Source organism: Staphylococcus sp. URHA0057, from assembly GCF_000620265.1.
Classification (GTDB): Bacteria; Bacillota; Bacilli; order Staphylococcales; family Staphylococcaceae; genus Staphylococcus; species Staphylococcus pasteuri.
Window position 1 is genome coordinate 329,186 of record NZ_JHVS01000001.1, and the last position, 25,963, is coordinate 355,148.

Below are 25,963 nucleotides of genomic sequence, written 5' to 3' on the forward strand. Positions count from 1 at the left end.
TATTGTTTGATGCATATTCATGTTGATTGCATCAGTATTCAACTTATACAAATCACATAACGTTAATCTCTATTGGATGTATTTGTATGTCGTAACATTATTTGTTCTTCATCATTTTATAGGCACGTTCAGCTGCTTTTTGTTCAGATTCTTTCTTAGTTTTACCCTTACCTTCAGCAACAGCTTGCTTTTCTAATATCACTTCGGAAGTGAATAAACGGTGATGTGCTGGACCTTCTTCTTTAATCAAACGATAAGTAACATCACCTTTGTTTTGTGTATGAACAAATTCTTGAAATTGTGTTTTGAAATCTACAACTCCATCTAGTTCATCATCTTCTACATAAGGGAAGATAATTTTTTCGGCGAATTTCCACACCGTATCTAACCCTTGATCCAGATATAAGGCACCAACAAATGCCTCAAAAGCATCAGAAATAAGGGAAGGTCTAGTTCTACCACCAGTTTTTTCTTCACCTTTTCCTAACAAGATGAGTTCATTTAATTTAATTTTATTTGCAAATATTACAAGTGAAGGCTCACATACGATAGTCGCTCTCATTTTTGTTAAATTACCCTCTGGTAAATCTGGGTGTTTATCAAATAAATAACGTGAAACCGTCAATTCTAATACCGCATCACCTAAAAATTCTAAACGTTCATTATGAGCTAAACGATCCATATTAAAATCATTGATGAAACTAGAATGTGAAAATGCTTGTTGATATAAATCTATATTTTGATATTCAAAACCTAACTCTTGCATCTTTTGTGCAAATTGTTTTCGAAATTGATTAACCATCTCTGTCTTTTTATGATTGGTCATAAATCTTACCTCCTCAATTAATGATGCGTTAACTATAATTTTACGTGAAATTGCAATAAAACAAAAGAAAAAATCTGAGCCGACACAAAGACGACTCAGATATAGGTTTATTATTTTTCAAGACTATTGATGAATTTAACAGCATCACCAACAGTGTTGATTTTTTCAGCTTCTTCATCAGGAATTTCAGTACCAAATTCATCTTCTAATTCCATTACTAATTCAGCGATATCAAGTGAGTCAGCGCCTAAATCATCTTTGAAAGATGCATCTTCAGTTACTTTATCAGCATCTACACCTAAACGGTCAACGATGATATCTTTTACTTTATCGAAGTTTTCCACGTCGATTCACCTCCTTTAAAAGCGTCTATCCATAGACTATTATATTTTCCCATTTTAGATTCTAAAATACAAGTAGAATTTGGTCGCAAGACAGAAATTCTACTGATTTCGTTGTCTTGCACCCGCAAGGTTGACTAGATCAATCATGAACTTTGTGAAATGATTGGTCAGACAACTACTGCGTCACTTGCATTTCATGCATAGTGTTTCTTATGCATGAGCTTTAGCTCAGGCGTTCCTTAATACTAATCGCCCCAACTTGCGTTGTCCGGCGATTTTCTTTTCGAAAATCTCTGTGTTGGGGCCCCGGCACCCGCAAGGTTGACTATAAAGTATCACTACTATTTTAATAGTTTAGTGATACTTACACATTAGTTTTAACTAATGTGTTCAATAATTTTAACTAAGTCAACTAATTTGAGCATAATCGTTACATATACATTCCACCATTAACATGGATAGTTTGACCAGTAATGTATTTAGCTTTATCAGAAGCTAAGAATGCAACTGTATTAGCGATGTCAGTATCTTCACCAAAACGAGCTAATGGAATTTGACCTAACATTTGTTCTTTTAAGTCATCACTTAAAGCATCTGTCATGTCTGAAACAATAAATCCAGGTGCTACTGCATTAACTGTAATGCCTCTTGAAGCTAATTCACGTGCAGCAGATTTAGTTAATCCTACAACTCCTGCTTTAGTTGCTACATAGTTTGCTTGACCTGGATTACCAACTGCTCCAACAACACTTGATAAGTTGATAATTGAACCACTACGTTGTCTTAACATTTGAGGCGTAACTTTTTGAATACAATTAAAGACACCTTTTAAGTTTGTGTCGATAACGTCATCCCATTCTTGTTCTTTCATACGCATAAGTAAATTGTCACGTGTGATACCTGCATTATTAACTAATACATCGACAGAACCAAATTGGCTTACGACTTCTTTAATCATAGCTTTAACTTCGTCTCCATTTGCAACATTAGCTTGAATTGCAAAACTTTCGACACCTTTTGCTTTAATTTCTGAAACGACTGCTTCTGCTTTTTCTTGATTGCCAGCATAGTTTACAGCTACATTGTAGCCCTCTTCTGCTAACTGAATTGCAATACTACGACCAATACCTCTTGAAGCACCTGTTACTAATGCACTTTTTGTCATTATTCATTCCATCCTTTCACATCTTCAAGCGTTTGAATTGAAGTTATTTTAACATCTCTATTAATTTTCTTAATAAGACCTGATAAAACTTTTCCTGGACCAATTTCGATAAAATGATCAACACCTTGATCTATTAACCATTCTGTTGATTTAATAAATTGAACTGGTGAATAAAGTTGTTTAACCATATTATGTTTAATTACTTCTGGATCAGTTTCTCCTTCAGCATTGTAGTTTTGAACGACTGGAAATTGTGCTTCATGCCATTCGAATTGATTAATATACGCTGCAAAATCTTCTTCAATTACGTTCATCATTGAAGAATGGAATGGGCCAGAAACTGCTAATGGTAATACACGTTTAGCACCTAAAGACTTTCCTTTTTCAGCTAACTCATCAATCAAGGATTTATGTCCAGATACTACAATTTGACCTGGTGAATTAATATTAGCTGGCTCAATTAATTCATCATCTGTTGAAAGTTCTTTACAAATTTTATCAACGTCATCATAATCCAAGCCTAATACTGCTGCCATACTACCTACACTATTTGGAAATGCTTGTGCCATTAATTCGCCACGTTTACGAACGATTTTTACTGCATCTTCAAATGATAGAACACCGCTCGCAACTAAACTAGAATATTCACCTAAACTATGACCCATAGTATAATCAGCATTCACATTTTCTAAAGTTTCTAATAATGCAACACTATGTGTTAATAATGCAGGTTGTGTATTTTCTGTTTCTCCTAATTTACCTTCTTCATCTGTAAACATTGTTTCTAGTAAATCAAAATCAACTGCTGCTTGTGCTTGGTTCAAAATTGTCGTAGCTTTGTCATCTACATTATATAAATCTTGAGCCATTCCGACCTTTTGTGCACCTTGTCCGGGGAATACGATTGCTGTTTTACCCATTTGAATCACCAACCATTTCTCTCATAGTTTGTACAATTTGTTGTTCTCCTGCAATTTTTGCTTGGCGAATTGCTGAATAGAATGCTTTAGCATTAGAACTACCATGTGCTTTTACAACAGTACCATCTAAACCTAATAAAACAGAACCGCCATATTCTGAGTAATCCATTTTTGAAGCAAATTGGTTTAAGTCTTTTTTAAGAACAACTGCTGCCAATTTATTTTTGAAACTACTTAATAATGTTTCTTTCAACATTTTACCAATTGATTTAGCTGTACCTTCTAAGTTTTTAAGTACCATATTACCTGTAAATCCATCGGTAACAACAACATCAACATTACCATCCATCAATGTTTTAGCTTCTACATTACCAGTAAAGTTAAAATCTTGTTGTGCTTCCATTAATTCATAAGTTTTCTTAGTAAGTGTATTACCTTTTGCCGCTTCTGTACCAATATTTAATAATGATACTGACGGTTGTTTAATGCCTCTAATTTTTTGTGCATATATATTACCTAATTGTGCATATTGCAATAAATGTTCAGGCTTAGCGTCTGCATTAGCGCCAACATCTAAAAATACAAATCCCTTGCCGTCAATAGTTGGTAAAGTAACTACGAGTGCAGGTCTTGAGACGCCTTTAATTCTTCCAACAATGAACAAACCTGCTGACATCAATGCGCCTGTATTTCCTGCTGACACACAACCATCTGCCTCTCCAGATTTTACTGCTTCAGCCATTTTAACCATTGAACTGTCTTTTTTACGTTTAATTGCTCTAACTGGTTCATCTTCCATTTCGATTTTTTCAGAACAATGTCTAAAATCTATACGTCCATGATTTAAAGTATATTGGTCTTTATCACCAAATAAAATAATTTCTAAATCTTTAAAATTATCTACAGCTTTTTTTACGGCTTCTAATACGATTCCTGGTGCGTCGTCTCCACCCATCATGTCTACTGCAATTTTAACCATTAAATTCATCCTCACTTATATAGAACATTTTAAAATTACCTTTAAATACTAGATTATCTTTTACATAAGAGTTTACTTCTATAAAATAATGTTTATCTGTTTGTTTTATTACTTTTGCTTCAGCTTTCACTGTATCATTTAATTTAACTTTATCCAGAAATTTAATATTACTTTCTTGAGTTAAAACTGTTGGGTTATGTATAAGTGCTACACACAGTGAATTTGCTTGTGCAAATAAAATATGACCTCTAGCTATTGATGATTTCGAAAAAACTGAATCTGTTGTAATTTCAATCATTGATGTAGCAGTATGATTCGGTTTCAACTGTACTAAATCACCTATAACTTCATTAGCTTCCATTGATTTAATTTGATCATAATTGTGTTCTGCCACTAACTTAACACGTTTTCTTAATTCTGGAATATTAAGATGTGTACGGTCTAGTCGAATTGTTTGTATACTCACTTGGAACATTTCACAAAGTTCATTATCAGTAATAAAGGGGTTATTATCTATCGCTTGTTGAATAGCTTGTCTACGCTCGTTTTTCTTTAATTTCACTATCTCACCCCTCATTTTAGTACCAAGTCTTAAACATTCCTCACATATCATAACACTTTCTATTTCAATCCCTCAACAATAAACTATAATAGATATTTAAAATAGTTTTTAGATTATTGAAAATGGCGTCTTAATAGTACTCCAACAATTAATCAAAGCTCATATCTAATAAATTATCTTCAATGAAATGTCTTAAATGATCATAATTTGAATTGAAAAATTCTCCTGATTGAATTAATTCACCAGCTTCATCTCTAGCAACTTCTAACATTCTATAATCTTCTACTATATTTGCAACTAAGAAGTCAGGCAATCCACTTTGCTTAACGCCAAAGAAATCTCCTGGACCTCTCATTTCTAAATCGCGTTCACTTAATTCAAATCCATCCGTTGTTTGTGTCATGATAGTCATTCTTTCAATACCTGTTTCTGTTTTAGGTGAAGCTATAAGTACACAATAACTTTGATGCTCACTTCTACCAACTCTTCCTCGTAATTGATGTAGTGTAGATAAACCGAAACGATCTGCATCATAAATCATCATAAATGTTGCGTTAGGTACATTTACACCAACTTCAACAACAGTAGTAGAAACTAAAATATCAATCTCATGTTGACTGAATCGATGCATTACTTCATCTTTTTCCTCATTAGTCAATTTACCATGTAATAACCCTACTTTATTTTGCCCATAGTATTGTTGTAATGATTCATATAACTCAACTACATTTTGTACATCTTCTAAATGTTCTGAGCTTTCTATAAGCGGACATATCACATATGCTTGTCTTCCTTTTTTAAGTTCGCTTGTCATTTGAGTTAATACTTGTTCATATTGTTCATGCTTGGCCCAACTCGTGATAATCGGCTTTCTTCCTTTTGGTAATTGTTTAATAGATGAAACGTCCATTTCACCAAATACTGATATAGCTAAAGTTCTTGGAATTGGGGTTGCCGTCATAAATAATACATTAGTCATAGCACCTTTTTCTCTTAAACGTTGTCGTTGATTTACACCGAAACGATGCTGTTCATCTGTTATAACCAAACCAACATTTTCAAATGTTACATCATCTTGTATTAAAGCATGTGTACCTATAAGACAATCAATTGTTCCATTTTCAAGTTGTTCAAGTAGAATACGACGTTTTTTTCCTTTTACAGACCCTGTTAACAAGGCTACGTTCATAGTTTCTCCGAATAAATCAATTAAACTTTCTGCATGTTGTTCAGCTAATATTTCTGTTGGTACCATTAATGCCGATTGATATCCAGCCGTTTTTAAGGCATACATACATATAGCTGCTACAACAGTTTTACCGGAACCTACATCGCCTTGTAATAATCTATGCATACGTATAGGTGCTTTTAAATCTCTAAAGATTTCATTCACACTACTTTTCTGAGCATCTGTAAGTTCAAAAGGAAGTGAGTCTATAAAAGATTTCACTTTTTGAATATCATATTTTATTTCGATAGCATCATCTGAGGTCTTTTCCAATCTATTCAACCATTGCATACGCAATTCAAACATAAATAATTCTGTAAAAGCATATGTCCGTCGTGCTCTTAACAAATCATTTTTACTTTTTGGATGATGTAACGTTTTAAGTGTGTAATCTAATGTTTCTAATTTATACTTTGTTCTTAATTCATCTGATAACCATTCATGAATGACCACATCATCTAGTGATTGACGAATATTATCTCGAAGTTGCTTTTGTTTAATGCCTTCTTTAATACGGTAAACCGGCTCTAGTTGCGTATCATTCGAATTATCTTGCTGATTAAAAAACATTCGATTGCCATTAATTTCTTGTTTAGCTCGATTCCATTTTCCTTTTACAGTTACGATACCATTTAATTCGATTTTCTTTTTTAAATAAGGTTGATTAAAAAAGACGCATTTAACGGCAATCTGATTGACCATAATATGTACTGTTAATTTAGACTTATTTCTTCCAAAGAATGCTACAGTTGGAGATGAATAGACTTCCCCTTGAACTGTCACTGTACTTTGATCTTCGGCTTCATTTAAATCTATAACAGTATTATCTTCGTAACGTGTAGGTAAATAAAGTACGAGGTCTTCCACAGTATTAATATTTAATTCTTGTAACACAGCCAAACGTTTAGGTCCAATGCCTTTTATTTGATTTAAAGGATACGGACTTTCTATTAAATTGACTTTCGCCATATTCGATCACCTTAATTTAAATTACTCTATTAAACGAGTTTTGATTATTAAACCCATTCTACCATTTACACAGCTTAACGTTGATAGAAACGCATTACGAAACTAAAGTTTACATAATATATTTATGTTAGACTTTATTATTATCATTTATTACTAAATATAAAAATAAAACGAGAATGAAGTATACAGCTATCTCTGCATAAAACTTCAATCTCGTTATCATTTATAGTTTACCTATATTACTCTTATTCAACCGCGAATAAATATTGATATATTGGTTGTTGTCCATTATGGTTTTCAATTTCAACATCAGGATAAGTAGACTCAACCCATTCAGTTAATTGATCCGTAATTTGTTGCTTACTATCTTCTCCAGCTATAATAGTTAAAATTTCACTATCTTCACTTAACATAGCTTCTAACAATTGCTTAGTAGCTGTATATTGATCAGCGTCACAAGTTATAATTTTATCTTCAGCAAGACCCATAAACTCATCTTTTTTGATTTCAACGCCATCAATTTTTGTATCTCTAACAGCAAATGTTACAGAACCTGATTTAACAACATCTAATGCATTGACCATATGGCTTTTATTATCTTCTAATGAAGAATCTGCATCAAACTGGAATAATGCTGCAATACCTTGTGGTACAGATTTTGTAGGGATTACTACTGCTTCTGCATCAACTATTTCAGCTGCTTGTTCACTGGCCATTAAGATATTTTTATTATTTGGTAAAATAATAGCACGTTTACATTCAGACTGTTCAATAACTTTGACAATATCTTCCGTAGATGGGTTCATTGTTTGACCACCACTAATGATATGAGTTGCACCCATCGATTTAAATAATTCTGAGATGCCGTCACCCATAGATATAGTAATAATTGCTGTTTCAACTGTTTGAGGTGTTTCGTGTTTATGATTGTTTGCTTCTTTTCTAATCACTTCACGATGTTGCTCTCTCATGTTTTCAACTTTAAGTTTGATTAATTCACCATATTGTTGTCCGTAATTAAATACTTGACCTGGATATTCCGTATGAACGTGAACTTTAACAATTTCATCGTCATTAATTACTAATAAGGAATCTCCAAATTCGCTCATATCTTGACGGAATTCTTCTTCTTTAAAAGGTTTCTTATCTTTACCAAAACGAACCATCATTTCAGTACAATAACCATAGACAATATCTTCAGTATTGATAACACCATGGAAATCGTGTTCATCATTTACTAAAGTATCAGTATCTAGTTTTGGTTTAGATGCTTCTATAGTTTCACCATTTAATCCTTTTAAAAATCCTTCATATACAGATAATAGACCTTTACCACCACTATCGACAACGCCGACTTCTTTCAATACGGCAAGTAAATTAGGGGTGTTATTTAATGATTTTTCAGCTGCTTCAATAGTTGATTCCATAACTTCAATACAATCATTTGATGTTTCAGCTTTATCCACTGCTGCTTGAGCTGCGTCTTTAGCGACCGTTAAAATTGTTCCTTCAACTGGTTTCATAACAGCTTTATACGCAGTTTCAACACCAGCCTGCAAACTAGCAGCTAATTGTTGAGCAGTAATTTCGGCTTCTGTTTCGATATTTTTACAGAATCCTCTAAATAATTGAGATAAAATAACACCAGAATTACCTCTAGCACCCATTAATAATCCTTTAGAGAATGTTTTACCTAGTTCTCCAATGTTTTGTGATAAATTATTTTCAACTTCTTCACGACCAGAAGTGATTGTAAGATTCATATTAGTCCCTGTATCTCCATCTGGTACTGGATATACATTAAGCGAATCCACTAAATCTGCATTATTAGATAAATTTTGTGCCCCTTGTATTATCATATCGGCAAACAATTTACCATTGATTTTGCTAATCATTTCACGTTGTCCTCCTATATCTTTTTGCCCGTTTGGTTTAATCTAACACCTTGTACAAAGATATTAACTGAATTCACTTTAACATTAAGTGTTGACTCTAATGTATATTTAACAGTTGACTGAACATTGTTAGCCACTTCTGAAATTTTCACACCATAACTTACTATAATATACATATCTATATCAACATTTCCGTTTTCTTCGCGTACTTTGATACCGCGTGCGTAATTGTCATGCCCTAAAATTTCAGCAATTCCATCTCTAACTTGTTGTCTAGATGACATACCAACTATGCCGTAACATTCAACAGCTTTACCGCCTACAACAGAGGCGATGACTTCATTCGAAATATCAATTTTACCGTAATCATTTGAAATTTCTAATGTCATATTAATATTCCTCCTGAAAAATAAAGTTATATGTTGCGATTCTCATATAATTAAGCAATCTCATTGCTAAATTTTAATAATTAATATTAGTAAATCATTTGAATTTTTAATGTTTAAATTTCATATTTCTTTACAGTATCATACTATATTACTCCACAGCTTACAATTATATCATAAAATATCAACAGTTTGCGCCATTAAATTTTAATTTGCAGAACTAATTATTGCCAATTTCGTTAAGTTATGATATCTTAATAAAGTATATAAGTAGTGACGTGTATTTATATTTATTAAAGGAGGTACTTTCATGGGTAAACAATGTTACGTAACAGGTCGTAAAGCTTCGACTGGTAATAATCGTTCACACGCTTTAAATGCGAACAAACGCAGATGGAACGCTAACCTTCAAAAAGTTAGAATTCTTGTTGACGGAAAACCTAAAAAAGTTTGGGTTTCTGCACGTGCTTTAAAATCTGGTAAAGTTACTAGAGTTTAATAAATATAATGCACTTATAAATAGTCCTTATGTGGAGGATTTATTTTAAAAGAACTTAAAGGAGCTTCCTTTAAGTTCTTTTTTTATGCAATCATATTTACAAGTAATAAAATAAAGGGGTACTATTTCCAAATAATTATATCTTTCTCTTTCCTATTATTCTATTAGTAATCTTTGTCTTTGCTTCTCATTTGTAAAACATGTCCATGACTAATTTCAATATTGCCTCGCTCATGTTTAACTTCATTTGAAATTGTTAACGTAGATCCCACTTCTAATTTTTCTTGTTGTAATTCATATTTAAATCCAGTTAAAGAAATAACTGGTTCACCACTCATAGGTATAAATGAAATATAAGGATAATTTGAATTAAAATCTACTGTATAACAACCAGGTGTCAGTAATGTAATTTCATTTTGAGTATCAATAATCTTAAACTTGACCCCTTTATTAATATATTCAGGTTTTAAGAGTAATTGAATAACACCCATAAAATGATCTAAACGACCACCAGTCGCGCCATAAATATTAATCTCTTTATACCCTTCGGCGACTGCTTGTGCTACACCGAGGCCTAAATCAGTATCATCCTTTTCTGCTTTCACTGGATGTATATTTAATTGTTGGGATAAAATGTGACGTTCTTCATCGTTTACTGAATCAAAATCACCAACCGAAAATTCAGGAATAATTTGATGCTTTAAGAGAATTAAGGCACCTCTATCTATGCCGCCCCAAATATCTTCACGGTGTTGATCAAATAAATCATTTGGAAGATTTCTATCAGAGCACATTAAATTGATTTCCATAATCATCAGCCCTTTAGTTTTTGTGTAACTTCTTTATAATCACTTTGTTTAAAGAAATATGAGCCAGTTACTAACATTGTAGCTCCATTTTTCACACAAATTTCAGCTGTTTCTGCATTGATACCGCCATCAACTTCAATATCAAATGTAAGTTGCTTTTCATTTTTTAACGTATTTAATTCTAGTATTTTATCAACACATTCTTCAATAAATGATTGACCACCAAAACCAGGGTTAACTGTCATAATTAATACATAATCTACTACATTGATAATAGGTAGTAGCTGACTAACTGGTGTTCCTGGATTAATGACAACGCCTGCTTTTTTACCTTTGTTCTTTATTTGTTCTAGCGCTCTATGAATATGGGCAGTAGCTTCTAAATGAACAGAAATGAGATCTGCACCATGGTCTGCGAATAATTCAATATATTGTTCAGGATTTTCAATCATTAAATGGACATCTATCGGTAAATCTGTTTGTTTACGAACTGCATCTAGAATTGGAATTCCAATAGAAATATTAGGTACAAATTGACCATCCATAACATCAAAGTGTAATCCATCAACTTGTACATCTTCTAATTTTATTATTTCATCTTTTAAGTTTAAAAAATCAACTGATAGTAGTGAAGGTAATACTTTAGTCATTTAATATCGAACCTTTCTCTCTGAAATTTCATTAAATAATTGTAAATAATGTTCATATCTAAATTGTGCGATGTTTCCTTTATCTAATTCTTCTTTGACATTACATTTTGGTTCTTTAAGATGATTACAATTACGGAATTTACATTGCTCACCGTATTGTGCAATTTCGATAAAGTAATTTTTAATCTCATCTTTGTCAATATGATCAAAGTCAAGTGCACTAAAACCTGGCGTATCTGCGATAAAACCACTCACCGTTTCATGTAGTTCTACATGTCTAGTAGTATGTTTACCTCGATTAAGAGATTTTGAAATATCATTAGTTTCAAGCTCAAGTTCAGGTTTAAAATGGTTTAAGAAAGTCGATTTCCCAACTCCAGACTGTCCACTTAAAACAATTAAACCTCTCCCCCATTCTTCAACTAATGTCGTTTGGTTATCATGAATACTAACAAATTGAGTTGAATAACCTATTTCTTCATAAATAGATAGATAATTATTAATTTTTTCAATTTGATTATCGTCAGCCATATCTTTTTTAGTGACTAAGATTCTTGTGTTTAACCCATATGAATGAGCAATCACTAAAAATCTATCTAATAGTTGCGTTGAAAATTGTGGCTCAACAGCACTCATTACAATAACTAATGTATCAATATTACTGACAGGTGGCCTTTTTAATTCATTATCTCTTTCATGAACATGTTGAATATAACCTTCTGTTTCATTTTGCACATCAAAATCTACAATATCTCCAACAATGGGTGAAAATTTCTTCTTTCTAAATAAGCCACGTGGTTTCGTATTATAGCGTTTACCGTTAACATCTACTTGATAAACGCCGCTTATCAATTTTACAATTCGACCTGTCTTCAAAAGGACACCTCTCATAATTATTTTACTGATAATAGTATATCAAACTCATTAATAATTATATATCTTTATAACTATAAAAAATACGATGAGTCTCGTAATTGACTCATCGTATAGCACTTCATATTTTAATGAATTATTATTTAGTCATCATAATCCACATCTTTATCTGCAACAATTTTGTTATCTACTCTTACAGTGTAACCAGCAGTTTTACCTTTTTCAATTTTCATAGGAATATTAATTGATTTGTCATCTTTAATTTCAAATGATTGAACTGCGCTAGAACCACTATTATCTTTATCTCTAACATAAACTTCTACTTTTTGGCTTTTTCCCTTTTTACCAGAATAAGGTACTTTCACTGATTCATTGTAATTCTTAACATCTTTATCTGAATCATCATCTGATTTATCATCGTCGGATTCTTCGCCTTTAGAGACAACTAATGTTATTGTTGAGCCTTCATCTACTGATTTACCTTTTGGTGATTGTGAAATAATATCATTCTTTTTCACACTGTCGCTATAGGATTTTGAAACTTTTAATTTGAATCCTTTTAATTCTAATTCTTTCTTAGCAGTATCATATGATTTGTTTTCATAATCACTTACATATACTTGTCTAACTCCTAAAGATTCATAAATTTTGATATTATTGTCATTTAATTTCACTTTTTTATTTGCTGACACACTTTGATTAGCAATATAACCTTTAGGTGTGCTTGAACTATATGTTTGTTCAACCCCTACATCTTTAAGACCTACTTCACGCAGTTTATCGAGCGCGTCATCTTTTGATAAACCAATTACACTTGGCATTTTAACCATTTCAGGTCCTTTTGATACTACAATATCAATTTTATCTCCACGCTCAACGCGCTCACCTTTAGCTGGTTTAGATTTAATGATTTGATTTTCAGGGTATTTATCACTGTAATCTTTCGAAACGTCACCAAGTTTTAGATTATGATTTTTCAACATTGTTTCAGCTTGGGATTGTGTTTTACCAGTGATATCTGGCATTTCTTCAAATTTATCACCAAACACTGCCATACTTACAAAAGAAATAAGACCGATAAGTAATAACGCAAAGATAAATGCGTATAAAAATTTCTTTTTCTTAGAACTTTTTTTGCGTGGCGGTTCATATAAATGTGTACCTTTATTTTGAGGTTGTTGATTGTCTTGGTGATCCATTATTGGAATTTGCATTGTTTGACCAATACTTTTCTCTTTTGGTGTGTCGTCAATCTTTCTGGAAATTTCTTCTTTAGAAAAAGACATTGTTTTAGTCTTGGTTTGATCTAAAGTATATCTTTCTTCGTTAGAACGATTTTCATGTAGTGCACTACTTAAATCATCACGCATTTGTTGAATAGTAGTATATCTATTAGCTCTATCCTTCTCAGTCGCTTTAAGTACAACGTTGCTCAAAGCTTGTGGCACTTCTTCGCGTTTATCTGTTGTTATGTTAGGAATGGAATCTTGTATATGTTTAATGGCAATGCTTACAGCTGTTTCACCATTAAATGGTGGTTCTCCTACTAACATTTCAAATAACACGATACCTATAGAATATATATCAGTACCTTCATCGGTAGATTCACCTTTAGCTTGTTCGGGAGATAGATATTGCACAGTCCCAAGTACATGATTCGTTTGAGTTAACGATGTTTCACTTATCGCTTTTGCTATACCAAAATCAAAAATTTTCAAGGTTTTATTTTTATCAATGAGAATATTTTGTGGCTTTATATCTCTATGTACGATTCTATTGTCATGTGCATGTTTAATGCCTTCTAGAATTTGTTGAGTAAATTGTACAGCAGTTTCTAAACTTAAGGGTCCATGGTTCTCAATATACTCAGCAAGTGTTGGCCCTTCAATATACTCCATTACTAAAAAGTAACAATCATCTTCTTCAGCTACATCAAAAATGGTAACAATATTTTTATGTGATAATTGTGATGAATTATGAACTTCTCTTTCAAAGCGACGTAATGTCTCTTCTTTCTCCCTTGGTGGGATTGAAATAGCTTTAATTGCAACCTTACGCTTCAGAATTAAATCTTCAGCTAGATAAACAATGCTCATTCCACCGCCACCAAGCTTATCAATGACTTTATAGCGCTCATTAATCAGTTTATTTATCATACTCTATCACCCTCGATAGCAGATAATATAAAACTTATATTATCTCTAGATTCGTGGGCGAATGCTAAACGCATAAGGCTCTCACCATGATCTTCTAAAGAAACTTCTTGTTTTAATTCTTCTTGAATCTCATAATTTCTAACATAATCTGTTAGTCCGTCAGAATTAAGTAATAAATAGTCATAAAAGTTTAAGCGCTTAATAAATAAATCTGGAGATACACGTTTATCTGTTCCCATTACTTTGGTAATGATATTTCTTTGAGGATGATGGTATGCCTCTTCTTCTGTAATTTGACCTGTCATTACTAGATGATTCACAAAAGAATGGTCACTAGTAATTTGATCAATTTGCCTACTATTTATAACGTAAGCTCGAGAATCACCAACATTAGCAATAACAACTACTTTATCGAATACTAATGCACAAACACAAGTCGTACCCATACCATGGTAATCAGGGTTTTCTTGAGCATAATTATAAAGATCAAAATTAATTGCTTTAATGTTCGTACTCAACCATTCTTCAGCTTGATGTTCTTCGATTAAATTTTCCGCTTCAAAGCGTTTTTGTAGTTCATAAGTAACAAACTGACTTGCAATTTCACCAGCTCTATGACCACCCATACCGTCACACAACACTAACATTTGTTGACTAGTTTGGTTATAAAATATACCGCCTGCGTCCTCGTTCTTATCTCTATGTTGTCCAGTATCAGTGAAAAATTGTGCATTTAGCATTGCTCTTACCTCGTTTCTACTTGTCGTTCCTTCGCTCTTAATTGACCACATGCTGCATCAATATCTGATCCTTGTTCACGTCTTATTGTAGCATTGATACCTAATCGTTTTAACTCTTTTTCAAATTTAAAAATATCATCTTTAGGTGTTTTGACATAGTTTCTTTCTGGAACATGGTTAACTGGAATTAAATTGACGTGACAATTTAATCCTTTAATAAGATGAGCTAAATCTCTAGCATGTTCTAATTGATCATTTACACCGCCAAACAAACCATATTCAAATGTAATACGACGATTTGTTTTTTCTTGATAGTATTCAATAGCTTCCATTAATTTTTCAACATTATAGGCACGGTTTATAGGCATTAATCTTGAACGAATTTCATCTTTTGCACCATGTAAACTTACTGCAAAATTAATTTGGATATCTTCATCAGCAAAGTCATAAATTCTTGGAATAATTCCTGAAGTAGATACTGTGATATGTCTTGCACCGATATTTAAACTATTATCGTCATTTACAATACGTAAAAAGTCCATCATTTCATCATAATTTTCAAATGGTTCGCCAATACCCATAATAACAATTTGTGATACACGTTCATCTGTTTCGTCTAATGCTTTTTGTACTGTTAATACTTGAGATACAATCTCTCCTGCTTCTAAATTACGTTTTAATCCGCCTAATGTTGAAGCACAAAATGTACAACCAATACGGCAACCAACTTGTGTTGTTACGCATACTGAATTTCCATATTCATGTCGCATTAATACAGTTTCAATTGTATAGCCATCTTGTAATTCGAACAAGAATTTGATTGTGCCGTCTCTACTTTCTTGTTTAACAACAGTCGTTAACGTTGTCATTGCAAAGTTGTCTTTTAATAGTTGACGTAAATCTTTTGAAAGATTTGTCATTTCATCAATGCTATCAACACGTTTTTGATATAACCATTCAAAAATTTGTTTTGCTCTAAATTTCTGTTGACCGTGTTCAATTAACCAGTCTTGCATTTCATCGTATCTTAAAGAGTAAATAGACTGCTTCTCAAAATCAGGAAGGAATTTATTTTTCTTTTTCTTTTTTTCAGTAATCATATTAACTTTCCTTTCTTTTAATTCTAGCGATAAAGAATCCATCTGAATGATAGTCTTGGGGGAAGACTTGTAATGTTTTAACCATTTCACCAGTTGTTGGGTGTTGGAATGGTTCAAATTCAAAATCATCATTTTGTTTTAAGAATGTATACACTACATTTTCATTTTCCATTTGTTCTATTGTACATGTTGAATAAACAATTGAACCTCCAGGTTTTACGTTATGTTTTACATTCTCCAATATTTGTAATTGTAATTCAACTAGTGATTGAATTGTATTTTTCGACTGACTATATTTAATTTCAGGTTTATGTCGTAATACACCGAAACCGCTACATGGAGCATCCACTAAAATTTTGTCATATTGATTTTCATAGGGTTCTGTTGCATCGTGTTGAAAGGCTTTAATATTTTTAAGTCTTAATTTTCTTATATTGAAATCAATCAGTTTTATTTTATGATCATGTATATCTGTCGCATCAACATGCCCTTCTGGAGATAATATTTCAGCAATGTGACACGCTTTCCCCCCAGGTGCACTACATGCATCTAATACAGAATCATTTCTATCTAAATCCATGATATGCGCTACAAACATGGAACTTTTATCTTGAATTGATACTAAACCATCTTTAAAAGCTCTTGAGTTCACAATTGGTTTTCCAGAAATGTGAAGACAGAAAGGTAAAACGTCATCTTTTTTTACTGTATACTCTTCTTTTACTAACGCACTTATAATGTTATCAATCGAGCCTCTTGTTATATTAGCTCTTACAGTAGTAGCTACTGGTTCTAAAAATGATTGTGCAATTGTCTCTGTTTGTTCCAAGCCGTAATGTGTTACCCAATGGTCAACTAACCACTTAGGTAAACTATATTGAATAGCAATTCTTTTTTTATCATCTTGGATATCATTTATATCTGGTAATTCACTTCTCATAATTGTACGTAGTATACCGTTAACCACATTTCCGGTATAATAACCGCCTTCTTCTTTGGCAATTTCCACCGCTTCATTAATGATTGCGTGATCAGGTACTTTATCTAAGTATACATATTGATAAATACTCATCCAAAGTAATTCACGTACCCAACCTTTGATTTTTGTTTTTAAAAATGGTTTCAAATAAAAATCTAAAGTATATTTACGTTTTACTGTACCGTATACAAGTTCAGTGAATAATCCTTTATCTAAATCACTAATTTCATATGTTGATAGTACTTCATTAATTTCTAAGTTACTATAGGCACCTTCATCTAATATTGCTTGTATTGTCTCAAAAGCGAGACCTCTTATCGAATTTGTCATACTAATTTCTTCCCAACTAGTGATTCTTGAACACCACTTAAATAATTTGCTACTTGCATACGTTTTTTACCGGCTAATTGAATATCAGTTAAAGCAATACATTCATCTGAGGCAGTTGCAACTATAATTGCTTTCTTAGTCGTATCTACAATAGTGCCTGGTTCACCTTTTTTACCTGATACGATATGTGCACCATAAATTTTTAAATTCTTGTCATCCATAATAGTATAGGCAACTGGCCATGGTGATAGACCTCTTATATGATTGTGTATCTCTTGTGCACTACAATTCCAATCGATTTTTTCATCTTCACGACTAATATTTGAAGCAAATGAAGCTTGACTATCATCTTGTTCTACACTGTCATTAGTACCATTTAAAATTGAAGGTAATGTTTCTTTTAATAAATCAGCACCTAAAAAACTCAACTTATCATGCATTGAACCCACATTATCATCTTGTTCTATGTCGATAGCTCGTTGTGAGATAATATTTCCTGCATCTAGTTTTTTCACCATATACATAATCGTTATACCTGTTTCTTTTTCACCGTCTATAATCGCTTGATGTATTGGTGCGCCACCTCGATATTTAGGTAACAATGAAGCATGTACGTTTATTGCCCCTAGTTTAGGTGTATTCAATAATTGTTCTGGTAAGATTTGGCCAAATGCAGCTGTTACGATAAGATCTGAATCCATGTTTAATAATGTTTGTAATTCCTCAGATCCTTTTATTTTCTCAGGTTGATATACTGGAATATTATGTTCTACCGCTACTTTTTTTACAGGCGGTGGTGTCATAACGCGTTTTCTACCTACTGGTCTGTCTGGTTGAGTTACTACTGCAATAACTTCATGCTCTGCAATAAGCATTTCTAATACTTTAGTTGAGAAATCTGGTGTTCCCATAAAAATTATTTTACTCATTTTCGAAATATGCCTCCATTTCACTATCACTTAATATACGTTTAGCCTTTTCTGTGAAAAATATGCCATTTAATTGATCAATCATATGTAAAATCATTCTCGCTACATCATCGTACGCTGTTAATTCTACTGAATTTCCGTTAACGTCATTACTTTCAACAACAATCATTTTACTGCGTTCAACTTCGCCATATACATCAGGTAAACTTACTGATCCTTCTAAATCAGTAATCGTTTCAGTTGATTGTTTAATAATTTTAGGATTGATAAGTTGTAATAAGCCTTCCATTTCCATATCAACGATGGCAACTTGTTGGTTAATACCGATTTGATTTGCGCTTAATGCAGATCCTTCCAACGCATATAAAGTATCTTCAACATCTGTTAGTGTTTGCTTTAATTGATTATCGTATTGTTCTACTTGATGTGCCGGTTGGTTAAATATTGGATGCTCCGCTTTAACTAATTTTTTTACTGACATATTTAACGCTCCTCATTAAAATTCATCAAACCATTATAACTTATATAGTATAAAATTGCGACCTCCCTTATTCAGACTAAAGAATGAGAACGATCTCTTTGACTTTAATACCATATTTTATAAAATATAAATGAGTACTATGTTTAAAAAAAGGGAAGATTAATAAAGACAATTAATTTAAATTGTAAAAAAAGAGGTGAATTAATAATGGAAGTAAACAAAGTGATTTATATTTTATTAGCTGTATTTTTAGGTAGCTTTGGAATTCATAAATTCTATGCTGGTAAAAATATGCAAGGCATTCTACACATTTTATTCTGTTGGACAGCAATACCTCATATTTTAGCTATTATTAGTGCTATCTTAACATTATTCAGACCAGCTGATGAAAATGGTAATGTATTAATGTAATTAAATTAAATTTTTAAGCCATTGAGCGCTGACAACTGTGTTTGTTGTCATGATACTCAATGGCTTTTTTATGTCTACATCATCATTTGTGGGTTGATATCTATTTTTAATGCTAATTTATCTTTAACATACTTGTCATGATAATAATCATCTAAATATGTTAATGCTTTGTGTAATTCTGGTTCTCTTTTATATTTAACTAGAATTTGGAAGCGGTACTCGTTGTTAATTCTTGATAAAGCCGCAGGAGAAGGACCGAGGACAAGGGCTTGATCAGTTAGATGTTGTAACAATATTTTATGAATATGTTTAGAAGCTTCCATTACTTTTTTCATTTCTTTATGTGAAATTGTAAAATTAATTAAAAAGTAATAAGGAGGATACTTACCTAATTTGCGATAACTCATTTCTTGTTGATAAAAAGTTAAATAATCATTTTTCTTAACATCTTCAATTGCGTAATGTTCAGGATTATATGTTTGAATAATTACTTGCCCTTCTTTTTCATGACGTCCTGCTCGTCCAGCTACTTGTGTTAATAGTTGATATGTGCGTTCGCTAGCTCTAAAATCAGGTAAATTTAACATTGTATCTGCATTTAGAACACCTACTAATGTGATATTAGGATAATCTAATCCTTTAGCTATCATTTGTGTGCCTAAAAGAATATCTCCTTTACCATTTTCAAAATCATTAAGTAATTTTTCATGAGCACCTTTACGTGATGTTGTATCTACGTCCATACGAATGATTTTTGCATCTTCGAATTCTTGCTGGAGTAATTCTTCAACTCTTTGTGTACCAGTCCCTACTTGTCTAATATGTTCACTTTCACAATTAGGACATTTATTAGGTGGCGTTTCTTGATAACCACAATAGTGACATTTCAATTGATCAGTTGTTTTGTGATACGTTAATGAAATATCACAGTTTGGACACTGTGGTACGTGACCACAATCACGGCAAAGCATAAATGAAGCATATCCTCTTCTATTTAAAAATAGTACGATTTGTTCATTATGGTCTAAACAATGTTGAATGGCTTGTCTAAGTGTAGAAGAAAACATTGAACGGTTCCCTTCTGCAAGTTCCTCACGCATATCCACAATATTAATAGCAGGCAGCGCTTGATTATTAACACGATTAGGTAATGTTAATAATTGATAAACGTCTTTTTCTGCACGTGCATATGTTTCTAAACTTGGAGTTGCACTTCCTAGTATGACTGGACATTGATGATAATGACTACGCCATTGCGCTATATCTCGCGCATGATATCTTGGATAATCTTCTTGCTTATATGTAGATTCATGTTCTTCGTCTATAATAATTAGACCTAAATTTTTAAATGGAGCAAATATACTTGAGCGAGCACCTACACTGACTTGTGCACGACCATCACGAATCTTTTGCCATTCATCATATCTTTCACCATTTGAAAGACCTGAATGTAACACCGCAACATCATCACCAAATCGGCGCTTAACCCGTAATACCATTTGTGGTGTTAAAGCAATTTCGGGGACGAGCATCATAGCCTGTTTACCTTGATTTAATGCTGTTTCAATAGTTTGTAAGTATACTTCTGTTTTCCCCGATCCTGTGACACCATGTAATAAAAATGTTCTCTCTTCATTTGCATCTATTTTTGCTTTAATCGCATCGAAAGCATTTTGTTGATCATTCGTTAATTGACGATTATTTTCTTTCTCAAAAATACGATTTGCAAAAGGATCTCTTTCAACTTCAGCGTCATACTTTTCTAAATAACCTTTTTTAATTAATGTATCTAAACTTGATTTAGAGAATCCCATTTCATCTAATTCTTTGATAAACACATCTCGGTGTCTTTCATCTAACAAGTAAGCATATAAATCATATTGCTTAATTGATTTTTCTAATTTATTTAAAATTTCGTCTGGATTACCTATATCCGTTACTTTAACAGCACGTTGTGTTTTCTTTTTAATATTTTGCGATAAGATAGTAGTTTCTTTAATGAAATGTTGCTTTAATAAATCATCTAAATATCCTAAATCGTTATTTTTTTGTGCATCTTTATAAAAATAATATCCATCTTTATTAAATCTTTTTAAAATAGATTCTGATATGTCATTACCCTTTACAATTTCGAACGCTTTTTGATATTTAGCTTTAATTGCATTAGGCAACATGACTTCTAAAACTGAAATACGTTTTGTTAAATGATAATGACTAAGCCACTCACTAAGTTCAATTAATTCAGGTGTTAATTCTGGTTTGATGTCTTGAATCTCTTTGATTTCTTTAAGTTTACTGAAGTCAATGTCTTCGTCAGGTTGATCTTGAATACTCATAACATACCCTTGAATTGTTCTTGGTCCAAACGGTACTATCACACGTACCCCTATTTGAACGAATGATTGCAATCGTTCAGGTATAATATAGTCAAATTTAAAATCAACACTTTTAGAAGGTATATCTACAATAACCTTTGCTATCATTATTGCCACCTAGTTTCTAATTCGTCTAAAATTTCGTTAGCAATTTCAACTTTTTTGCCTTTCTTTATATTGACCATATCTTGGTTTTTAAAATGCATCGTTAATTCATTTTCATCTGAATTAAAACCAATTGATTTATCACCAACATTATTGGAAATAATCACATCCGCATTTTTTCTTTTTAATTTATCTTGAGCATATTGTTCAATATTTTGAGTTTCTGCAGCAAAACCAACTAAATACTGATCCTGTTTATGTTCACCAAGATACTTAAGAATATCCTGAGTACGTTTAAATTTTACAGTTAAATCGCCATCTTGCTTTTTCATTTTATGATCTAACACTTCAGATGGAGTGTAATCAGATACAGCTGCGGCTTTAATAACGATATCTTGAGTATCATAGTATTGTAATGTTTCTTCAAACATCTCTTTTGCACTTTCAACTCGAATCACATTCACACCTTTAGGATCATCTAATTGGGTTGGCCCACTAACTAGCGTGACATTAGCACCACGTTTTTGTAATGCAGTTGCTATTGCGAATCCCATTTTTCCTGATGAACGATTTGATACAAATCTAACTGGATCGATGACTTCAACTGTAGGACCTGCAGTAACAAGAGCATTTTTACCTTTAAATGAACTTTCAATTTGTGTCTCATGTTGATTAAAGTATTGATTAATGACTGACACAATTTGTAAAGGTTCTTCCATACGTCCTTTAGCAACATATCCGCACGCTAAATAACCGTCCCCAGGTTCTATAAATTGGTACCCATCAGATTTTAAAGTCTCTATATTATGTTGTGTTCGTTTATTTTCGTACATGTGTACATTCATAGCTGGAGCGATAAATGTTTGTGTTTCTGTTGCTAATAAAGTTGACGTTATCATATCATCTGCAATACCGACACTTAACTTTGCAATTGTATTTGCAGTCGCTGGCGCTACGATAATAACATCTGCCCAATCGCCAAGTGTAACGTGTTGGATTTCTTGAGGATTTTCTTCTTTAAAAGTATTTGTATAAACTGGATTTTTACTAATAGATTGAAAGGCTAATGGTGTAACAAATTCTTGTGCATGATTTGATAACATCACACGTACTTCATAACCTGCTTGAGTTAATTTACTAGTTAAATCTATAGCTTTATATGCAGCTATACCGCCCGTAACCGCTAATAAAATATGTTTCATTATTGTGTTCTCCTTAAATACATTTTCAATTCAATCAATTTATTTCCCTGATTAGAACTTTGCTCGTTTGTTTATTCAACAAGATGTTATTCAAATTTATATTAATTATACACAAATTATCAATGATATTAAAAAAACACACCTTATATAAGTGATATATTCATTACAACTCATGTAATAACATATCTCAAAAAAGGTGTGTACATTTATTTTAATGTGATTATCCTAAAAATTCGTTAGGAATAACTGGTGAAACTTTACCATCAGCAATTTCTTCTAGTGCTTTACCAACAGGTTTAGCTGAAATGTATTTACTTTCTAAAGCTGTTTCTGGTTTTTCATCTAATTCACGAGCTCTTTTTGCAGCAGTAGTAGCGATAAGATATTTAGATGTAATCTTACCTGTTAATTGGTTTAAAGGTGGATTTAACATTATTTTTTTGCCTCCAGTATCATTTTTCTATATTTAGCTTCTATTCTTTCACGTTTAAGGTGTTCAGCTTCGACGATTGATTGAATTTTGTTTTTGGCTAACTCTACTTCATCGTTAACCACAACATAATCATATAAATTCATCATTTCTACTTCTTTTCGTGCTTCGCTAACACGACTTTGAATTTTCTCATCTGATTCTGTCCCTCTACCTACTAAACGATCTCTTAAATCATCTAGACTTGGTGGAGCTAGGAAAATAAATAATGCTTCAGGGAATTTCTTTCTAACTTGTTTTGCACCTTCGACTTCAATTTCTAGAAATACATCATGTCCTTGGTCCATCGTATCTCTAACATATTGAACAGGCGTACCATAGTAATTACCTACATACTCGGCATATTCAATAAATTGATCATCTTTAATTAATGCTTCAAATTCATCTTTTGTTTTGAAGAAGTAATCTACACCATCAATTTCACCCTCGCGCATGCTACGAGTAGTCATCGATATAGAATACTTATACGAAGTATTGGGATCTTCAAATATTTTCTTTCTAACAGTTCCTTTACCTACACCAGAAGGACCTGAAAGAACTATTAACAATCCTTTTTCATTATCCATGCCTTACGACCTTTCTAAGCTATTCTTCTATTATTTAAATATGATATCATATTGCACTTGAAATTGTATAGAGATACTTTTAGCGACTCATTATACATTTTTCATAATAAGTTAAATTAAACAAGAATCATGACCGTACGAATGATGCATGTTACAATAATGAGAATGAATAACAAGAAGGTGGCAGATATCAATGGCATATGATGGCCTATTTACAAAACAGATGGTTGATTCCTTACAAGATTTAGTTACAGGACGCATCCATAAAGTTAATCAACCCGAAAATGATACGATAATTATTGTTGTACGCCAAAACCGTCAAAATCATCAACTACTTTTATCTATACATCCAAGCTTTTCAAGGTTGCAATTAACGAATAAAAAATATGATAATCCATTCGACCCACCTATGTTTGCTCGTGTCTTCCGTAAACATCTAGAAGGTGGCATTATTAAAGCTATTCGTCAAATTGGTAATGATAGACGTGTAGAAATTGATGTACAAAGTAAAGATGAAATCGGCGATACTATGTATAGAACGATTATATTAGAAATTATGGGTAAACATAGTAATTTAATATTAGTTGATGAAAATCGAAAAATCATCGAAGGATTTAAACATCTTACACCTAATACAAACCAATATCGTACAGTAATGCCTGGTTTCCAATATGAAGCCCCTCCAACTCAACATAAGTTAAACCCTTATGAAGTGTCAGGTTCTGAAGCATTAAAACATATTGATTTCAATGCAGGTAAAATTGCTAAACAACTGTTAAATACTTTCGAAGGTTTTAGCCCGTTAATTACAAATGAAATCGTTAATCGTCGTCAGTTTATGACGCCTGAGACTTTACCTGAAGCATATGATGAAGTCATGGCTGAGACACTAGAAACACCTACCCCTGTATTTCATAAAAATCATCAATCTGGTAAAGAAGATTTTTACTTCATGACTTTAAATCAATTTTATGATGATATAGTAACTTATGACTCTTTAAATGATTTATTAGATCGTTATTATGATGCACGAGGAGAACGTGAGCGCGTCAAACAACGTGCTAATGATTTAGTGCGTTTTGTCCAACAACAACTTCATAAATATCAAAACAAATTAAGCAAACTCATGCATGAATATGAAGGAACTAAAGATAAAGATAATTATCAATTGTATGGGGAATTAATAACAGCAAATATTTATCGTATAAATCAAGGAGACGAATCTGTAACAGTACTCAATTATTATAATAATGAAGAGATTACAATTCCCTTGAATCCAACGAAATCTCCTTCTGTTAATGCACAATATTATTATAGACAATACAATCGTATGAAAACGCGTGAACATGAACTTCAACGTCAAATTCAGTTAACTAAAGAAAACATTGACTATTTCACTGGTATTGAACAGCAATTAGAACATATAACGGTAAATGAAATCGATGATATTCGTGACGAATTAGCAGATCAAGGATTTATGAAACAGCGTAAAAATGTTAAGAAAAAGAAAAATGCTAAAATACAGCTTCAATCTTATCTTTCAACAAATGGAGATACGATATTAGTAGGTAAAAATAATAAACAAAATGATTATCTCACTAATAAAAAAGCACAGAAAAATCATATATGGTTCCATACGAAAGACATCCCAGGTTCGCATGTTGTTATTCTAAATGATTCACCTTCAGAAGAAACTATTAAAGAAGCGGCTATGCTCGCTGGTTACTTCTCTAAAGCTGGAAATTCAGGTCAAATTCCTGTTGACTATACCGAAATAAAACATGTCCATAAACCTTCTGGTGCAAAACCAGGATTTGTCACTTATGACAAGCAAAAAACTTTATATGCAACTCCAGATTATGATCATATTCAACATATGAAATCTGAAAGTTTAACTTAATTTAAATATAAAGAGGACTGATTACGCATATATGAAGTGCACCCCAAAAGTTAGACTTAAAATCTAACTTTATGGATTTCAGCACAATATATGA

The 25,963-nt window shown here is 32.2% G+C and carries 25 protein-coding genes; 3 read left to right on the plus strand and 22 right to left on the minus strand.

What is annotated here, in order from left to right:
• Positions 1-97: 97 nt before the first annotated feature.
• From rnc to N524_RS0101495, 9 genes are all read right to left on the minus strand, one after another.
• The gene (gene rnc / locus N524_RS0101455; protein ID WP_017637125.1) at positions 98-826 is read right to left on the minus strand and encodes a ribonuclease III; all 729 of its coding nucleotides are present in this window, start codon (positions 824-826) and stop codon (positions 98-100) included.
• 110 nt (positions 827-936) lie between these two features.
• On the minus strand, positions 937-1,170 hold the full coding sequence (locus N524_RS0101460; protein WP_000426914.1) for an acyl carrier protein: 234 nt from the start codon (positions 1,168-1,170) through the stop codon (positions 937-939).
• A gap of 430 nt (positions 1,171-1,600) precedes the next feature.
• Positions 1,601-2,335: a 3-oxoacyl-[acyl-carrier-protein] reductase gene (fabG, locus tag N524_RS0101465; RefSeq protein WP_029055455.1), complete on the minus strand. Its 735-nt coding sequence runs from the start codon at positions 2,333-2,335 to the stop codon at positions 1,601-1,603.
• Entirely contained in the window at positions 2,335-3,255 is a 921-nt protein-coding gene (gene fabD, locus N524_RS0101470; protein WP_029055456.1) for an ACP S-malonyltransferase, read from the minus strand. Before fabD ends, fabG begins: the two co-directional genes overlap by 1 nt.
• Positions 3,248-4,234 (minus strand): phosphate acyltransferase PlsX, encoded by a 987-nt coding sequence (plsX, locus tag N524_RS0101475; protein ID WP_029055457.1) that lies wholly within the window; start codon positions 4,232-4,234, stop codon positions 3,248-3,250. The genes fabD and plsX overlap by 8 nt, the downstream gene beginning before the upstream one ends.
• Entirely contained in the window at positions 4,227-4,796 is a 570-nt protein-coding gene (gene fapR, locus N524_RS0101480) for a transcription factor FapR (protein WP_017637129.1), read from the minus strand. Before fapR ends, plsX begins: the two co-directional genes overlap by 8 nt.
• A 148-nt stretch (positions 4,797-4,944) precedes the next feature.
• Positions 4,945-6,993, minus strand: a complete 2,049-nt coding sequence (gene recG, locus N524_RS0101485) for an ATP-dependent DNA helicase RecG (RefSeq protein ID WP_029055458.1) — start codon at positions 6,991-6,993, stop codon at positions 4,945-4,947.
• A gap of 245 nt (positions 6,994-7,238) precedes the next feature.
• Positions 7,239-8,888: a fatty acid kinase catalytic subunit FakA gene (gene fakA / locus N524_RS0101490; protein WP_017637131.1), complete on the minus strand. Its 1,650-nt coding sequence runs from the start codon at positions 8,886-8,888 to the stop codon at positions 7,239-7,241.
• A 14-nt stretch (positions 8,889-8,902) separates the two neighbouring features.
• Entirely contained in the window at positions 8,903-9,277 is a 375-nt protein-coding gene (locus N524_RS0101495; RefSeq protein ID WP_017637132.1) for an Asp23/Gls24 family envelope stress response protein, read from the minus strand.
• A 307-nt stretch (positions 9,278-9,584) separates the two neighbouring features.
• On the opposite strand from N524_RS0101495, the gene rpmB reads away from it, so the two are divergent.
• The gene (gene rpmB, locus N524_RS0101500) at positions 9,585-9,773 is read left to right on the plus strand and encodes a 50S ribosomal protein L28 (RefSeq protein WP_002435210.1); all 189 of its coding nucleotides are present in this window, start codon (positions 9,585-9,587) and stop codon (positions 9,771-9,773) included.
• 164 nt (positions 9,774-9,937) lie between these two features.
• On the opposite strand, the gene N524_RS0101505 is transcribed toward rpmB, so the two are convergent.
• The 9 genes from N524_RS0101505 to N524_RS0101545 all read right to left on the minus strand — a co-directional run bounded on the left by N524_RS0101505 (position 9,938) and on the right by N524_RS0101545 (position 18,820).
• Positions 9,938-10,582 carry a thiamine diphosphokinase gene (locus N524_RS0101505; RefSeq protein WP_029055459.1) on the minus strand — a complete coding sequence of 215 codons (645 nt, stop codon included), beginning with the start codon at positions 10,580-10,582 and terminating at the stop codon, positions 9,938-9,940.
• A gap of 5 nt (positions 10,583-10,587) precedes the next feature.
• Positions 10,588-11,232, minus strand: coding sequence for a ribulose-phosphate 3-epimerase (gene rpe / locus N524_RS0101510; protein WP_029055460.1), 645 nt, complete (start codon positions 11,230-11,232; stop codon positions 10,588-10,590).
• Positions 11,233-12,108 (minus strand): ribosome small subunit-dependent GTPase A, encoded by an 876-nt coding sequence (rsgA, locus tag N524_RS0101515; protein ID WP_029055461.1) that lies wholly within the window; start codon positions 12,106-12,108, stop codon positions 11,233-11,235.
• Positions 12,109-12,248: 140 nt separating this feature from the next.
• Positions 12,249-14,261 carry a Stk1 family PASTA domain-containing Ser/Thr kinase gene (gene pknB / locus N524_RS0101520; RefSeq protein WP_029055462.1) on the minus strand — a complete coding sequence of 671 codons (2,013 nt, stop codon included), beginning with the start codon at positions 14,259-14,261 and terminating at the stop codon, positions 12,249-12,251.
• Positions 14,258-15,001: a Stp1/IreP family PP2C-type Ser/Thr phosphatase gene (locus N524_RS0101525; RefSeq protein ID WP_029055463.1), complete on the minus strand. Its 744-nt coding sequence runs from the start codon at positions 14,999-15,001 to the stop codon at positions 14,258-14,260. Before N524_RS0101525 ends, pknB begins: the two co-directional genes overlap by 4 nt.
• Before the next feature lie 5 nt (positions 15,002-15,006).
• Positions 15,007-16,101 carry a 23S rRNA (adenine(2503)-C(2))-methyltransferase RlmN gene (gene rlmN, locus N524_RS0101530; protein ID WP_029055464.1) on the minus strand — a complete coding sequence of 365 codons (1,095 nt, stop codon included), beginning with the start codon at positions 16,099-16,101 and terminating at the stop codon, positions 15,007-15,009.
• Between the two features lies 1 nt (position 16,102).
• A complete protein-coding gene (gene rsmB, locus N524_RS0101535; RefSeq protein WP_029055465.1) occupies positions 16,103-17,410 on the minus strand; it encodes a 16S rRNA (cytosine(967)-C(5))-methyltransferase RsmB in 1,308 nt (435 codons plus the stop codon).
• Complete coding sequence (gene fmt / locus N524_RS0101540; RefSeq protein ID WP_029055466.1) at positions 17,407-18,339, minus strand: methionyl-tRNA formyltransferase; 933 nt, start codon at positions 18,337-18,339, stop codon at positions 17,407-17,409. The genes rsmB and fmt overlap by 4 nt, the downstream gene beginning before the upstream one ends.
• Positions 18,332-18,820: a peptide deformylase gene (locus N524_RS0101545; protein WP_029055467.1), complete on the minus strand. Its 489-nt coding sequence runs from the start codon at positions 18,818-18,820 to the stop codon at positions 18,332-18,334. Before N524_RS0101545 ends, fmt begins: the two co-directional genes overlap by 8 nt.
• Before the next feature lie 207 nt (positions 18,821-19,027).
• Between N524_RS0101545 and N524_RS0101550 the strand changes: the two genes are divergently transcribed.
• Complete coding sequence (locus N524_RS0101550; RefSeq protein WP_029055468.1) at positions 19,028-19,231, plus strand: TM2 domain-containing protein; 204 nt, start codon at positions 19,028-19,030, stop codon at positions 19,229-19,231.
• Positions 19,232-19,305: 74 nt separating this feature from the next.
• Here the strand turns inward: N524_RS0101550 and priA are convergent, their stop codons facing one another.
• The 4 genes from priA to gmk form a co-directional block, all read right to left on the minus strand.
• Positions 19,306-21,714 carry a primosomal protein N' gene (priA, locus tag N524_RS0101555; protein ID WP_029055469.1) on the minus strand — a complete coding sequence of 803 codons (2,409 nt, stop codon included), beginning with the start codon at positions 21,712-21,714 and terminating at the stop codon, positions 19,306-19,308.
• Positions 21,714-22,913: a bifunctional phosphopantothenoylcysteine decarboxylase/phosphopantothenate--cysteine ligase CoaBC gene (gene coaBC / locus N524_RS0101560; protein WP_029055470.1), complete on the minus strand. Its 1,200-nt coding sequence runs from the start codon at positions 22,911-22,913 to the stop codon at positions 21,714-21,716. The genes priA and coaBC overlap by 1 nt, the downstream gene beginning before the upstream one ends.
• Positions 22,914-23,133: 220 nt before the next feature.
• Entirely contained in the window at positions 23,134-23,346 is a 213-nt protein-coding gene (gene rpoZ / locus N524_RS0101565) for a DNA-directed RNA polymerase subunit omega (RefSeq protein ID WP_017637145.1), read from the minus strand.
• The gene (gmk, locus tag N524_RS0101570; protein ID WP_017637146.1) at positions 23,346-23,969 is read right to left on the minus strand and encodes a guanylate kinase; all 624 of its coding nucleotides are present in this window, start codon (positions 23,967-23,969) and stop codon (positions 23,346-23,348) included. Before gmk ends, rpoZ begins: the two co-directional genes overlap by 1 nt.
• Positions 23,970-24,162: 193 nt before the next feature.
• On the opposite strand from gmk, the gene N524_RS0101575 reads away from it, so the two are divergent.
• Positions 24,163-25,869, plus strand: a complete 1,707-nt coding sequence (locus N524_RS0101575; RefSeq protein ID WP_029055471.1) for an Rqc2 family fibronectin-binding protein — start codon at positions 24,163-24,165, stop codon at positions 25,867-25,869.
• Positions 25,870-25,963 lie beyond the last annotated feature (94 nt).